The organism is Algoriphagus sanaruensis, from assembly GCF_001593605.1.
GTDB lineage: Bacteria > Bacteroidota > Bacteroidia > Cytophagales > Cyclobacteriaceae > Algoriphagus > Algoriphagus sanaruensis.
On sequence record NZ_CP012836.1, the window covers coordinates 1,967,494 to 1,982,431 of the forward strand.

Annotated in this window: 11 protein-coding genes; 7 read left to right on the forward strand and 4 right to left on the reverse strand. The window is 42.6% G+C overall.

Annotation, left to right across the window (positions count from 1 at the left end; all coding sequences use genetic code 11):
- Entirely contained in the window at positions 1–1,113 is a 1,113-nt protein-coding gene (gene msrA / locus AO498_RS08705; protein WP_335339780.1) for a peptide-methionine (S)-S-oxide reductase MsrA, read from the reverse strand.
- A gap of 193 nt (positions 1,114–1,306) precedes the next feature.
- Between msrA and AO498_RS08710 the strand changes: the two genes are divergently transcribed.
- Positions 1,307–1,906, forward strand: coding sequence for an outer membrane beta-barrel protein (locus tag AO498_RS08710; RefSeq protein ID WP_067546137.1), 600 nt, complete (start codon positions 1,307–1,309; stop codon positions 1,904–1,906).
- 81 nt (positions 1,907–1,987) lie between these two features.
- Complete coding sequence (locus AO498_RS08715; protein WP_067546140.1) at positions 1,988–4,654, forward strand: PQQ-dependent sugar dehydrogenase; 2,667 nt, start codon at positions 1,988–1,990, stop codon at positions 4,652–4,654.
- A gap of 52 nt (positions 4,655–4,706) precedes the next feature.
- On the opposite strand, the gene AO498_RS08720 is transcribed toward AO498_RS08715, so the two are convergent.
- Complete coding sequence (locus tag AO498_RS08720) at positions 4,707–5,219, reverse strand: hypothetical protein (protein ID WP_148660209.1); 513 nt, start codon at positions 5,217–5,219, stop codon at positions 4,707–4,709.
- A gap of 166 nt (positions 5,220–5,385) precedes the next feature.
- On the opposite strand from AO498_RS08720, the gene AO498_RS08725 reads away from it, so the two are divergent.
- Positions 5,386–6,546: an aminotransferase class V-fold PLP-dependent enzyme gene (locus AO498_RS08725; protein ID WP_067546144.1), complete on the forward strand. Its 1,161-nt coding sequence runs from the start codon at positions 5,386–5,388 to the stop codon at positions 6,544–6,546.
- On the opposite strand, the gene AO498_RS08730 is transcribed toward AO498_RS08725, so the two are convergent.
- Together AO498_RS08730 and AO498_RS08735 are read right to left on the reverse strand one after the other, a co-directional pair.
- Positions 6,539–7,891, reverse strand: a complete 1,353-nt coding sequence (locus tag AO498_RS08730; protein ID WP_067546147.1) for a sensor histidine kinase — start codon at positions 7,889–7,891, stop codon at positions 6,539–6,541. The genes AO498_RS08725 and AO498_RS08730 overlap by 8 nt on opposite strands.
- Entirely contained in the window at positions 7,881–9,269 is a 1,389-nt protein-coding gene (locus AO498_RS08735) for a sigma-54-dependent transcriptional regulator (RefSeq protein WP_067546150.1), read from the reverse strand. The genes AO498_RS08730 and AO498_RS08735 overlap by 11 nt, the downstream gene beginning before the upstream one ends.
- Before the next feature lie 320 nt (positions 9,270–9,589).
- Here AO498_RS08735 and AO498_RS08745 point away from each other — a divergent pair, with 320 nt between their 5' ends.
- From AO498_RS08745 to AO498_RS08760, 4 genes are all read left to right on the forward strand, one after another.
- Positions 9,590–10,840 carry an efflux RND transporter periplasmic adaptor subunit gene (locus AO498_RS08745; RefSeq protein ID WP_067546156.1) on the forward strand — a complete coding sequence of 417 codons (1,251 nt, stop codon included), beginning with the start codon at positions 9,590–9,592 and terminating at the stop codon, positions 10,838–10,840.
- A 153-nt stretch (positions 10,841–10,993) separates the two neighbouring features.
- Positions 10,994–11,347, forward strand: coding sequence for a four helix bundle protein (locus AO498_RS08750; RefSeq protein WP_067546158.1), 354 nt, complete (start codon positions 10,994–10,996; stop codon positions 11,345–11,347).
- Positions 11,348–11,642: 295 nt separating this feature from the next.
- The gene (locus AO498_RS08755) at positions 11,643–12,341 is read left to right on the forward strand and encodes an ABC transporter ATP-binding protein (protein WP_067550369.1); all 699 of its coding nucleotides are present in this window, start codon (positions 11,643–11,645) and stop codon (positions 12,339–12,341) included.
- A 141-nt stretch (positions 12,342–12,482) separates the two neighbouring features.
- Complete coding sequence (locus AO498_RS08760; RefSeq protein WP_067546160.1) at positions 12,483–14,843, forward strand: ABC transporter permease; 2,361 nt, start codon at positions 12,483–12,485, stop codon at positions 14,841–14,843.
- Positions 14,844–14,938 lie beyond the last annotated feature (95 nt).

The window sequence follows — 14,938 nt, forward strand, 5'->3', positions numbered from 1 at the left end:
TTAATCTACGAGCCAAAGGTAATCCCCATAGCCTTTGGCTTCCATTTCTTCTTTGGGGATAAATTTCATAGCTGCGGAATTCATGCAATAGCGCAGACCTGTAGGAGTAGGGCCATCGTAAAAGACATGCCCAACATGGCTTTTGCCATACTTGGACCGAACTTCTACCCGGGTCATTCCCAGACTTCTATCAATCGGCTTTTCTAACGCTCTTGCGTCAATAGGTTTCGTAAAACTAGGCCATCCTGAGCCAGATTCGTATTTGTCTTTAGAGCTAAAAAGAGGCGCTCCAGACACGATGCAAACATATAATCCAGCCTTTTTATTTCCATTGTATTCGTTTTGGAAGGCATATTCTGTCGCGTCTTCCATGGTTACTTCGTACTGCAATGGGGTTAAAGTCTGCTTTAATTCGGTTTTGGATTTTGCAGGATAGGTGCCCTCATTGATGTCTGGCCAGTTGGTCTTGATGCATTCCTGACGACCACTACCGATTTTGTAGGACATGTACTCCGAAGGCTTCTTTTTGTAATAGTCTTGATGGTACTCCTCAGCAGGGTAAAAATTGCTGTATTTAATAATCGGAGTCGCAATTGGTTTTTGGAACTTTCCTGACTTATCCAATCTCGCTTTGCTTTCTTCCGCTACTTTTCGCTGTAGGTCATTATGGTAGAAAATGGCCGATTCATACTGAGATCCGCGATCAAAAAAGGAGCCTCCCACATCAGTCGGATCAAAAGTTTGCCAGAAAATATCCACCAATTCCGAATAGCTGATGACCTCAGGGTCAAAGGTGATTTGTACTGATTCCCGATGTCCTGTCCGACCCGAAGAGACGTCTGAATAGGTCGGATTCTTTTCCTTTCCTCCTGAATAACCGGAGACTACCTCCAGTACACCATCCAAACCTTCAAACGGAGCTTCAACGCACCAAAAACACCCTCCTGCAAAAGTGGCTAATTCCGTTTTTGCGGAGAAGGTCTCCACGGTAGGAGTTGGCATGCTTTCGGTTGATTCGACTAGATTAGACTCTTTGGGTGCATTTCCGCAGGCCATGAAGAGTCCTAGTATTAATCCAAACATGGGAAAACTATAAGATATACGATTGAACATGTGATGATTTTTGTGATTCTAAGATCATTTGGTCAAATTTTTGACTGCTTTATTTAACAAGGCAAACAGACTCTGTGTTTGAGAAGTTTTCTTAATTCCTCTTAAATCTGACTTACCCAATTACGATTTTCCAGTGTTTTTGGATTAACGGCAATTTAAGGATTCACTTTCACCCAAAGTTTAAACTCTTCCTATGTCCTCATTTCTTCAAAAGTTAATTTGGGGTTGCTTAATCCTAGTTAGTTTTTCCGTTTCGGTTTATGCGCAACAAGGAAGCGGATTTGGATTTAAAGGAGGACTCAATTACACCACCAGTGGGAAATATTTCAAAGATGCTGGTGATATTTTGGCTAAGCCTCAATCGAATATGGGGTATCACCTTGGGATTTTTTATCAGTTAAATAGCTATGACATCGCTCTTAGACCGGAGGTGGTATTTACTGAAACCCAATTTGAAACAAGTTTGGGTCAGGTGACTACTCAAAAAGTAGATCTTCCTGTCCTGGTTAAAATGCGGTTTTTTCAAATAATCGGCTTTTCTTTTGGCCCATCCTTTCGATATATTCTTTCAGAAAAATTTTCAAATCCTGACAACTTTGATCCGTCTGATCCTTGGGGACTTGGATTTCAATTGGGATTGGGAGTGAATTTGGGTCCGGTTGGTTTAGATCTTCGATTTGAACGGGAATTAAATGAACGGAAATTTACCTTGGATAATGTCTTGGGAAAAAAAGACTACAAAAGTCAACAGTTGATTTTGGGATTGTCATTCAAAATTCCTAACAAAAAGTAATACACTTTTTTCCCAAGTAAATTAGCTTTTTTAAGTGGCGTAAAAATCTAACTTCAGGCTTCCAAAATAGCCGAATGTTAGATGAAGAATTTTACTTGGATTGCCGTTTTCCTTCTTCCTATTTTCTTGTGGAATTGCAGTAGCAAGGATATTGATCCTTTTGCAACACTAGCTCCTGAAGAAAGTCGATTTACCAAAATCACGCTGGTCGAAAAGCTCAATGAGCCGATGGAGCTAGAGGTTCTGGATAATTTCGACGTACTTTTTATTGAACGAGGAGGGAAAATCCGAAAATATATCGCCGAAACTGGACAGGTAGACGAAGTTGGTTTTTTGGACGTCTATGCCCAAAATGAAGACGGCCTCCTCGGATTAGCTAAGGATCCAAAGTTCAATGAAAACCAATGGATTTACTTGTACTATTCACCAGCAGGTCCAGATTCGATCAATCGTCTTTCTCGATTTACCTTGGCGGAAGGATTGCTGGACAAAACCTCTGAGAAAATTATGCTCGAGGTTCCCGTTTTTCGCGGATGTTGCCATTCCGGTGGATCCTTGGAGTTTGATGCTCAGGGAAATCTGTTTTTGAGTTTGGGAGATGATACCACTCCTTTTGAATCAGCGAATTATAATCCGATTGACGAGCGGCCAGGAAGACCGGGAAATGTTGATGCTCAAAAAACTTCCGGAAATACGAATGACCTTCGAGGTTCGATCATTCGAATTACCCCACAGCCAGATGGTGCCTACACCATTCCGGAGGGAAATTTATTTCCCATCGGCACTCCCAATGCTCGGCCTGAAATCTATGTCAAAGGCAACCGAAATCCCTTTCGGATTGCTGTAGATCAACGAAATGGAAATCTATTTTGGGGAGAAGTAGGCCCAGATGCCTCGGTAGATAGCCTTAAGCGTGGACCCAAAGGTCACGATGAATTTAACTTGGCTACCAAGCCAGGATTTTTCGGTTGGCCCTACTTTGTGGGGAATAACAAGCCCTATTGGAAGTATGATTTTGCAACCGAAGAAAGTTTGTATGAATTTGATCCTGTTGCACCCAAAAACACATCTCCCAATTCCACGGGTTTAGGTATTCTTCCTCCTGCTACTCCAGCCTTGATTTGGTATCCCTATGATGAATCAGTCGAATTCCCCATGCTAGGCACAGGTGGTCGTAATGCGATGGCAGGACCAGTCTATTATCGTTCAGATTATGAAGCATCAGAGGTTCGGTTCCCGGGCTATTACGATGGGAAGGTCTTCTTCTATGATTGGATGCGAAATTGGATTTTCACCGTCAAGCTGACTGAAAATTTTGAATATGATACCATGGAGCGCTTTATGCCTTCGACCATTTTTGACAAACCGGTAGACATGCAGTTTGCCAAAGATGGCTCCCTTTACATTCTTGAGTACGGGACGTTTTGGAGTGCTCAAAATGATGATTCGGGAATTTATCGGATTGAATTTGCGGCTGGAAATCGAAAGCCACAGGTCAAAGCTTCTGCAGATCAACTCATGGGAGCGGCTCCATTGACTGTTTCATTTTCATCCAGCGGAACGCAAGATTTGGATGAAGGAGATCAGCTGAGTTATGAATGGGATTTTGGAATAGGAGCTAAATCTACTGAGGCCAATCCGGAATTTACATTTAAGGATCCTGGGGTATATCCGGTCACGCTTACGGTCAAGGATAGCCAAGGTGCTGCTGCAACTGCCAACTTGGAGATCAAAGTCGGAAATGAGGCCCCTAGCGTGAAGATTCAATGGAAAGGAAATCGATCGTTTTACTTTGGTCCTGAAGCTATCGAATACATTGTTTCAGTCAATGATCGAGAAGATGGGACGATAGATTCCTCTCGTATCAATTTTTCGATTGATTTCCTTGAGGGAGGATTTGACTTGATTCAGACTGGTCATCAAGCCGATGAACCGGTTAGTTTGGGAGAAAATTACATTACCCAGGCAGGATGTAAAGCCTGTCATGCAATTGCCAACGAATCTATTGGACCAGATTATACTTCTGTTTCCAAGAAGTATCTGAATCAAGCCGATGCTAAATCCTACTTGATCCAAAAAATCACCAATGGTGGAGGGGGAGTTTGGGGAGAGCGAGTTATGCCAGGGCATACTCATCTGCCCGTTGCACAGGTAGAAGCGATGGTGGATTTTATTTTGGGGATTTCTAATCCAAACTTGAATTCCAGAACTCTGCCTCTTTCTGGAAAATATGCCTTGACCCGTACAGATTTGGCTGATGGATATTACTTGGTTCAGGCGGGGTATGAAGATAGGGGAGCCAATGGACAAGCTTCTATCAAATCCCAAGATGTCCTAATGATTCGAAATTCCACCGTTCGAGCTGCTTCAGCAAATCTGCTTCAAGATGTGGCCAAGGCCAACGGTCCACAATTTCAATTTGTCAAATTCACTGCTTCTGGGGCTTGGATTAGATTTGATGAGTTGGATTTGGCAAGTATCCAGAAGGTAGTCTTGGAGCTCAATCCAGGTGGAACAAAAGGGAAAATCGAAATTCGATCCGGAAGCCCAACGGGAAATTTATTGGGAGAAACGACAGTATTAAGTTCTAAAGATCGCCCGTCTGGAAATTCAGGCCCGTATTTTTCCATTCCTGTTACTATCAAGGCTTCTCCTGAAATTCAAGACGTGTATCTGGTTTTTGTCCCAGAAGGTGATGTGTCGATTTGGAATACCTTCAACCTAAATACGATTCGCTTTGAGCGATAGAAAAACATTAAAAAAGGGTTTCAGAATCTCTGAAACCCTTTTTTATTTCAAGCTAGGCCAACTGATCTGCAAAAAATGATTTGAGAAGTTTAGCCTCTTCATCGTCTACTTTTTGGTCTTCCAAGACCCGATGCACCAACTCAAAAAGCTCCTGAAATGAGTAATGATCTCGCAAATGCTCATTCTTTTCTAGCCATTGATTAAGTCGATAAACTTCGTAGGTGTTGATGTCCCCACTAGCTAGAATACCTTCAAAAATTCCATGAAGGAAGAACAGGTTGGGACGATCAAGCTTCTCTGATCCTATGTCTGCTACAAATTCCCTCAGAATAAGTTTCATTTCTTCTAGCTCCTCATGATTTACTTTCCCGTCTTCGATGATGGGGTGGACACGTGAATAAAGCTGCTGAAAAGTCTCATTTTCGCACAAGCCCTCATGGACGCTGCACCAGTTTTTAAGGGCATCATATTCATTTTTGGTGACGATGCCATCAAGTGAAATTCCATAGATCAATCCTGCCAATTGGTAGGCAGCTTCTTGGGTCTCTTTAGTTTGTAAGTTCATGGTATTGGGTTTATGTAGAAAAATAAATACCATTTAATTTAGCCACCTTTCGAGAATAAATCGAGTAAAATTTCGATTAAATCGACTTTATCTCTTTGTTAATGAGCCAGTTTTCTGGATTTCTGGTTAAAGAATAATCTTCTTCAAAACCCTCTCGCTCCACTTTATGGACTGTCAAAAACACCTTTTCGCGTTAGATTCAAAGGTTACCTATCTCAATAATGCTTATCGTGGACCGATATTGACCAAGGCCGCGAGTTCGATTCAAGAAGATTTGGAACGGATGAAAAATCCCTTTCAGATGAGTCCGGTGGATTTTTTTACAAGAGTCGATCGGGTGAAAAATCTATTTGCCAATCTTATTCATGCCACCTCTGAAGATATTGCAATCATTCCGAGTACTTCTTATGGGTTTGCAGTAGCCCTTTCCAATTGGACGGAGAATCAGGGAAAAAAGGCTATCACCGTGAGCGATGAGTTTCCAAGTGGTTATTTTTCTGCCAAGCGATGGTCAGAAGAAAATCATGGGCAATTGATCGTGGTGTCTCCAGAAGAAGGTGAAACTTCCTTAGGACCTGTTTGGAATCAGCGGATTTTGGATTCGATTGATCAAGAAACGGGAGTAGTCTTATTGTCAAGTGTTCACTGGATGAATGGGACGAAGTTCGATTTGAAGGAAATTGGGAAAAAATGCCGGGAGGTAGGGGCTTTGTTTATTGTGGATGGAACCCAATCTGTCGGGATGATGCCAATGGATGTGGAAGAATTTCAAATTGATGCCCTGATCTGCGCTACCTACAAATGGATGCTTGGGCCATATTCACTGGCATTAGGATATTTTGGAAAAAGGCTTCAGCAAGGTAAACCCTTAGAGGAGTCCTGGATGAACCGAACCAATTCTCGGAATTTTTCGAGCCTTACCGATTACCAATCTGAGTATATTTTAGGAGCAGGGAGATTTGATGTGGGTGAAACCAGCCATTTTCTTACCCTGCCTATTTTGGAGGAATCCTTAAAGCAGATTTTGTCCTGGCAACCGGAAAATATGCAAGCCTATGCCCGAACCCTGAAAGTTAGTTTGCTGGATTTTCAGCAAAAGTGGGGCTTAGGTCTGGATTTGGGGGGATTTTCTTCTGATCACCTGTTTGCTTTGCCACTTCCCAAAGGAATCGTCGTAGATCAAGTAAAGTCCGCGTTGGAGAAAGAACAGATTTACGTTTCCGTTCGGGGGACAGCCCTTCGAGTTTCGATTAATGTATTTAACGAACCCAAGGATATTGAAAAATTAACCCGAGTGTTGGGAGAGGTGTATGCTTCGACTACCTAAAATTCAAACTAAATATCGTTCGCTTATCGGCTTCGGAAGTGACTGTTAGGCTTCCTCGATGCAGGTTCATGATCTGTCTGGAAATGGCCAGCCCGATTCCTGAGCCCGTCTTTTTAGTCGTGTAGAATGGAACAAAAATCCGCTCTAGCGCTTCGGGTACAATTCCGGGTCCGTTATCTTCCACTTGAATTTGACTTCCCAAGTCACCTTGGCCAATAGCTCGGATTTGGATTCTCCGGTCGGCTTGATTTTGCAAGGACTCTGTGGCGTTTTTGATCAAATTGATCAAGATCATGCTGACCTGATCAGGATCACAAGCGATTTCGAGATTTTCAGGGGTAATCAGTTTTTTCACCTCAATTTCCTTGGATCGCAATTCTTCCCGCATCAGGTGGCAGACATTTTCAATCAAATCATCCACCGAGACCATGGACTTTTTAGGAAGTGGAATATTGGTATAGTCCCGATACGCATTGACAAAAGTGACCAGCCCTTTGCTCCGATTAGCGATGGTGTCCAATCCCTCCTGAATATCCAAAAACCCATCTCTCTTAATCAAAATGCCCTCTGGTTGGACAAAGCTATCTTCATCCAAGATCGTTCGAAGTGAATCCACCAAGCTCGAAATCGGAGTGATTGAATTCATGATTTCATGGCGGAGAACCTTGGTGAGATTTTGCCATGCTTCTAGTTCGTTCGATTGCAATTCAGCATTGATATTTTGAAAGGAAAGCAAAGTCCAGCTTGTACCGCCCATTTTCAGGGCTGTAGATTGAATGATCAGGTGTAAGGTTGGATTGACTTTAAAGGAAAGGCGCTGCCCAGGCTTGATTTCCATGATTTCTTGAAGAAGCTGGACTGAGAGTTTTCCTAAATCCGAAATATCCCGAAACTGAGGGATTTGAAGGAGTTGCTTGGCGGCGTTATTGATGACACCAATTTTTCCTTCGGCGTTAAATGAAATTATGCCGGTATTGATGTGCTGAATGATGACCTGGAGAAAAAGCATTTGCTCCTCTTTTTCAGCTCGAGTTTGCTTAAATACCTCCATCACTTCATTGAAGGCTTGGTTGACTTCTCGAAAGGAACCTCCCATTTTACTATCGGAGGTAAAGGAGGAAGAAAAGTCAGTAAAACGGATGGAATCCAGAAAGCGCGCCAACTTATGATTGATCGAGTTGACGTAATAGATCATTTCACCTGCCAAAAATCCGACTGCCAAGAGTAAAATACCTGGAGCAAGCAGCAATCCTTGGGTGTAATACAGCCAAATCCCCAAGAAAATACAGACTGCAATTCCAAGTACCCGGAGGGTGATTCCAACCGAAAACCGTTTATAGACCATATTTTTCTAGTCTTCGATAGAGGGAAGATCGGGTGAGCCCCAATTCTTCCGCAGCACGGGTGATATGTCCATTGTGTTTTTGAAGTGCCTTTCGAATCAGGATCCGCTCGACGTCTTCGATATTCAAATGCTCAAGGCTGACATTTTCCTCGGATTTCTCAGCTTGTCCCATTTTATTGAGAAAGAGATCTTCAGGCTGTAGCACATTGTGATTACTCATAATTACTGCACGCTCGATACTATGCTGTAGCTCCCGGATATTTCCAGGCCAATGATATTTCGCCATTCGTTTGAGGAGTGGTTCGGATGCTTTTCGGATGTCCTTGTTGTACTTTTTGGAATAGTAGGAAATAAAATGATCTGCCAACAAAGGAATATCCTCTACTCGATCCCGAAGTGGTGGAAGGGTGATTTCAATCGTATTGATTCGATAAAGTAAATCCTGTCGAAACGTGTTTTCATAAACCATCGAATAGATCGGCATATTGGTCGCAGAAATCAATCGGATATTGACATCCACTGGTTTGTTAGCACCTACACGGGTTACTTGACGATTTTGCAGAGCGGCTAAAAGTTTGGACTGAAGAGCCATCGGTAGGTTGCCGATTTCATCCAAAAAAAGCGTCCCCTTATGAGCTTGTTCAAATCGCCCGGCGCGATCTTCTTTGGCATCTGTAAATGATCCTTTTTTATGGCCGAATAGTTCGGATTCAAACAAGGTCGTGGTGATTGATCCCAAGTCCACCCCCACGAAAGCTTCCCGATTTCGTCGAGAATGTCGGTGAATGGCCCGGGCGACAAGTTCCTTTCCTGTTCCGTTTTCTCCTAAAATTAGCACATTGGCATCCGTAGAAGCCACCCGTTCGATAGTTTCAAATACCTTTTGCATGGCCGGACTTTGGCCGATGATATCTTTGAATTTGTTGTCGATATCTTCCTGCAAGGTTTGCTTTTGGTCTTTGAGGAGATTGACTTCCAACTTGGATTGGCGAAGTTGAAGTGCAGAATTGAGAGTGGCGAGTAGGCGTTCGTTTTCCCAAGGTTTTAGCACAAAATCTGTTGCACCTTCTTTGATAGCTTTTACTGCGAGGTTGACATCTCCGTAGGCAGTAATCAATACCACTACAGCTGAAGGATCGAGTTCGAGAATTCGATCCAACCAATAAAAACCCTCCTGTCCAGAACTCACATCCTTGGTGAAGTTCATGTCCAATAGGATCACATCATAGTTTTCATTGTGCGTTAAAATCGGCAAAAGGTCGGGGTTGGTCTCCGTATCTACCTGAGCAAAATGCCTTTTGAGAAAAATCTTCGCAGCTTTGAGAAGGTCTTCATTGTCGTCGACGATGAGAATTTTGCCGAATCGTTGCTCATTCATAGGTTATAAAATTTAATTGGACAGGTAAAAGCGCCTGTTAGGAGGGATTCCAAAAGTTTGCCGAAAATAGAATCCCAGTGAAATTTTTAATAAATGCTCGTTTACGGCCAAAATTGGTCGATTTTGATCCTTTCGTAAGTGAACTTAAGATAGAAATAAAAAATCGGGATTGAGGCAGTTTTGTTCGCTGGCGGACGAAAATGTTCGAGAAGGATTTCCAGATCCATGCCCAAACCTTCCTTTTTAGCCAGTTCAGACCATTTTTTTGATGGCACAGCCTTTGGCACATTGGAACATGCCGATAAAATGGCAATCAACACATGGACCGAAAGATTGAAAAGAAAACATGGACTCCTCGAAGAATCGCTGCCCTAGTAGGCGGATTGGTTTTGGTTGGGGGAATTATTTACCAACTGGGATTTGCAGATCATCGATCTACGATGAATGTGGAAAAAGATCGTTTGAGTATTGGCACTGTGAAGACTGGAGAGTTTACCGATTACATTCTAGTATCTGGGCAAATTGAGCCTGCTCGTACGGTTTACCTCGATGCCATCGAAGGCGGTGTCATCCATCAGGTGGTTCGGGAGTCGGGAGCTTTGGTCAAGCGGGGTGATACGATTTTGGTACTCAATAATTCCAATCTTCAACTGGATGTGATGCAGCGAGAGACCATGCTTTATGAGCAGATCAATAACCTTCGTCAAACCCGTTTGCTTTTGGACCAAAACGATCTGAATCAACAAGGTCAACTCGCTGAAATCGATTATCAAATCAGTCTTTTGGAACCTCAATACAAGCGGTTTAAAGAATTGCACGATAAAAAATTGGTGTCAGATCGTGAATTTGAGGAGGTGAAAGAGCAATATGAATACAATGTCAAGCGCAGAAAGTTGACCTATGCTTCGTATCGCAATGACTCCATTGCCCGATCTATTCAGCTCAATCAACTTCGACTATCCGAAAACAGAATGCAAGCCTCCCTTACTGGTGTGGGAAATATTTTGGATAATCTAATCATTACTGCACCCATTGCCGGTCAGTTGGCTACTCCACAACAACTAGAAATCGGTCAAGCAATCAATCCTGGTCAGCGCTATGGACAAATCGATATTTTGGATGAATTCAAAGTCCGAGTGCCTGTGGATGAATTGTATTTACCACGAATCAGCGCTGGACTTCGCGGTAAGTTTTCGCTTAGCGGCCAGGAATACGAGCTTGAAATCACCAAAATCTATCCAACAATTACCAATGGTCGCTTTGAAGTAGACATGGAATTTACCGGCGAGCGTCCAGAGGGAATAAGAAGAGGACAGAGTGTAAGGATCCGCTTGGAATTAGGTCAAAGTGAACAAAGCTTATTGCTACCTACGGGTGGGTTCTTCAAAGATACTGGCGGCAACTGGGTTTATGTACTCAATGCAGCTGGAAATGCTGAGAAGAGAAATATCCGTTTAGGAAGGAAAAACCCTGAATTCTATGAAGTCTTGGAAGGCTTGGTAGAAGGAGAAAAAGTCATCATCAGCGGCTATGAGAATTTTGGGGATAATGAGGTGTTGAATTTGAGGTAAGATGGAAGACGGAAGACCGGAGACAGATGATCAAAGACGGGAGACCGGAGATTGGTTCAGAGTTTCTGGAATAGGTAGAAGATTGATTGTTTTCTATCCTTGATTTTGGTGAATAACTTTATATTAAGGTCTGATAATCAAATCAATAAATAGATGAGCTTTAAATTTGAAAAACTTTTGATTTGGCAAAAGGCTATGGATCTGGCTGAAGATATCCAAAAATTATCCAAAAGGTTTCCAAAAGAGGAGCAATATAACCTCACAAGCCAAATCAATAGAGCTGTAGATTCTATTGCCTTAAATATTGCCGAGGGTTCAATAATCCAATCCAATCCAGAGCAGCATAGGTTTTTGGGCTATGCTATTAGATCAATTGCTGAGGTAGTGACATGCCTTCATAAGGCCAAGAGAAGAGCTTATTTATCGGATGAAGAGTTTGAAAAATTGTATAAGGACTTTCAAGATTTGATGAATATGACTATAGGCTTTAAAAACAAAATTAATTAGGGAATAACCTACCATTTTTAATTCAGCTAATGCAACCTATCGAATAATTTATACATCTATAAACTCAAGCTCTTTAATCTTTAATAATAAAAAACCTTATCCACTAAAAAATAAACAACCGATGGGTCAAGAGACTTCGGTCTTCCGTCTCCCGTCTTCAAACTTAAATCTTCTATTAATCGATGGGATCCGGATTCTTCGGTCTTCCGTCTCCCGTCTTCAAACTTAAATCTTCTATTAATCGATGGGATCCGGATTCTTCGGTCTTCGGTCTCCCGTCTTCAATCTCATCACTATGGAAAACGTCATCAAAACCGTCAATCTCCGGAAGCTCTATACCACGGAGGAAGTAGAAACTACCGCCTTGGATGGTATCCAAATTGAAATCAAAAAGGGCGAGTTTGTCGCGATTATGGGGCCATCAGGCTGCGGAAAATCGACTTTGCTCAATATCATTGGCCTGCTGGATAATCCGGATAGCGGACAATACTTTTTTCTGGGCAATGAAGTAGCCAATTACTCGGAGCGCCAGCGTTCAGGAATGCGAAAAGGCAACATTGGCTTTGTGTTTCAAAGCTTCAACTTGATCGATGAATTGACTGTGTTTGAAAATGTGGAGCTACCTCTCCTTTACTTGAAAACCCCAACCGATGAGCGCAAAAAGCGAGTAGAAGAGGTTTTGACCCGAATGAACATTATGCATCGGCGGAATCACTTTCCGCAACAGCTTTCCGGCGGTCAGCAGCAACGTGTGGCGATTGCTCGTGCGATTGTAGCCAAGCCATCTGTAATCCTCGCCGATGAACCTACCGGTAACTTGGATTCCAAAAATGGGGAAGAAGTGATGCGACTTTTGGAGGAATTAAATAACGAGGGCACTACGATCGTTATGGTGACTCACTCCCCTCATGACGCCAACTACGCACATCGAGTGATCAATCTATTTGATGGTAAAGTGGTGACAGAGAATATTCGGGAGCAGTTTCATGTATGACGCACTCTGATGTCCGGTGTCGGATGTCGGATTTCCGAAAGACACCGGTCATCAGACATCCAACATCGGACTTGTTATGATTTGTACCTAAACAATATTGCAAAGCTCATATTTCTCCAAGCCTCCTAACCCCCAACTTCCATGCTCCGGCACCATCTTTTGTTAGCCTTTAGAAGTTTTAAAAAGCATAAGTCAATTTTCGCGATCAACCTTTTTGGATTGACCATTGGGCTGGTGACAGTGGTTTTGATTATGCTATGGGTCAAGGACGAGTTGAGTATCAATCGCTACCATTCTAAAATTGATCAGATTTATTCGGTTCAGACCAATCATGACAATGCGAATGGATTAGTAACCATGAATGCTACTCCAGCCCGAATGGCAGAGGCCATGGAGGCGGAATTGAGTCAGGTCGAGTCAGCCACAGCGATTTCTCCGTTTATCGAAGGGGTAAGTTTTGAGCAGGGGGAATTGAAAATGGCAGGCAACGGCTATTTTGTGGATCAAGCTTACTTGGAGATTTTTGACATAGAGTTTTTGTCTGGAAACCAATCAAAAGCACTTTCCGGAATCAATTCGGTAGCCTTGTCCGAGAGCCTCGCAACCAAGCTTTTTGGTTCTTCTCAACTTGCTCTAGGAAAATCTTTGAAATGGAAGGTCTTCACTTTCGAAAATGAAGTCGAAGTCACAGGTGTTTATCGGGACTTTGGAACCTTAGATGAAATCAAGCCGGAATTTCTATTGGCCTTTCCATATTTCTTAGACATGCTGGGAGAAGGAGCACATTGGGACAATTTCAATGCTTCCACAGTGGTACTCCTGAAAGACGGGACAGACATAGATTCATTTAATGCTCAGCTTTCTGGTTTTATCAAATCCAAAGAAGCCCGGTCCAACGTCACGGCTTGGGTTCAGGCTTTTGGCGATACCTACTTATATGGAACTTATGAAGGTGGAAAAGCAGTCGGAGGTCGGATCAGTTATGTGAGGTTATTTTTGGTGTTGGCATTTTTTATCCTCGCGATCGCCTGCATCAATTTTATGAACTTGACTACCGCTCGATCCATGAGTCGGGTAAAAGAAATTGGCGTGAAAAAATCTATTGGAGCGAGCAGAGGAAGTCTGATTGTCCAATTCCTTTCCGAATCCTTGCTGCTGAGTTTTATGGCTCTGATTTTGGCAATTCTCGCTTCCAATTTTTTACAACCCTTATTTAATCAACTAACAGGAAAATCATTTCAGCTAGTAGTAGGACTGGAAGAAGTTTCACTATTAGTTGGAATCTGGGTTATTACCGGTCTGTTTGCTGGAATCTATCCTGCCATCTATTTGTCTCGATTTAAACCCATGGAAGTCATGAAATCCCAAATCAAAGGAAGCTTTGGGGAATTGTTGGCTAGGAAAGGATTAGTCGTGTTTCAATTTTCTATTTCGCTTTTATTGATTATTGGAATCATCGTTTTGGCCAAGCAAATGGCACATATCCAAAATCAGAATTTGGGTTATAATAAAAGCAACTTGTTGGAAATCAATACTCCGGCGATTGACTCGGCTCAATTGGAGTCTTTTTTGGCGGAAGTCAAAAAGCTTCCCGAAGTGGAAAATGCTTCCAGTTTGAGTCATCCCTTGGTAGGTTTGGCAAGTGCGACCATCGGCTTAACATGGGAGGGTAAGAATCCTGATGATCAGATCAAATTTGAAAATATCACGGTCAATTATGGATTGATCGAAACGATGGAATTTGAAATGGCTGAAGGGCGAGCTTTTTCTCCGGAATTTGGAGAGGAGCAGGGCAAGATTATTCTCAATGAGGCGGCTGTCAGAACGATCGGTTTCCAAAATCCAGTTGGGCAAATCGTCAATCTTTGGGGGGAGGATAAGGAAGTTATCGGGGTAGTGAAGGACTTTAATTTTGAATCCCTGAAGGAAACGGTAAAGCCTGCTTTTCTGAAATATGATCCTTCATTCGCACAGAAACTCATGATTCGGATTAATTCTGCCAATCAGCCCGAGACCATTGCAAGTATTTCTGAACTCTATCAGGATTTTTCAGGTCAGGCCATGGATTACAAGTTTATGGATGAGGATTACCAAACCCTCTATGTTTCTGAGCAAAGAACTTCGGCCTTAGCCCGATATTTTGGGGTAACGGCCATTTTCCTATCCTGTCTGGGTTTGTTTGGACTGGCTGCGTTTACCGCTGAAAAGCGAAAGAAAGAGATCGGAATCCGCAAAGTGATGGGAGCAAGTACCTCGGGAATTTTGGCCTTGATTTCCAAGGATTTTGTGAAACTGGTTTTGATATCCATTCTCCTTGCTGTTCCCATTGCATGGTTTTTTGCTGAGGCATGGCTAAAATCCTATGCCACACAGACTACTTTAAGTTGGTGGATTTTTGCAGGTTCGGGATTGGCCTTGGTCGCAATTACCATAATGACGATTGGCTATCAAGCGTACAAGGCTGCCTCGAGTAATCCCGTGCATTCCCTTAGGGGTGATTGATTGAAAATTCCTGCGATTTTGCGTGGATTTCCCAAAACTAAAAAGAATTCAATACCAACTTAAGAATACCAAATTGTTTGTTCCAGGTTTGGGCG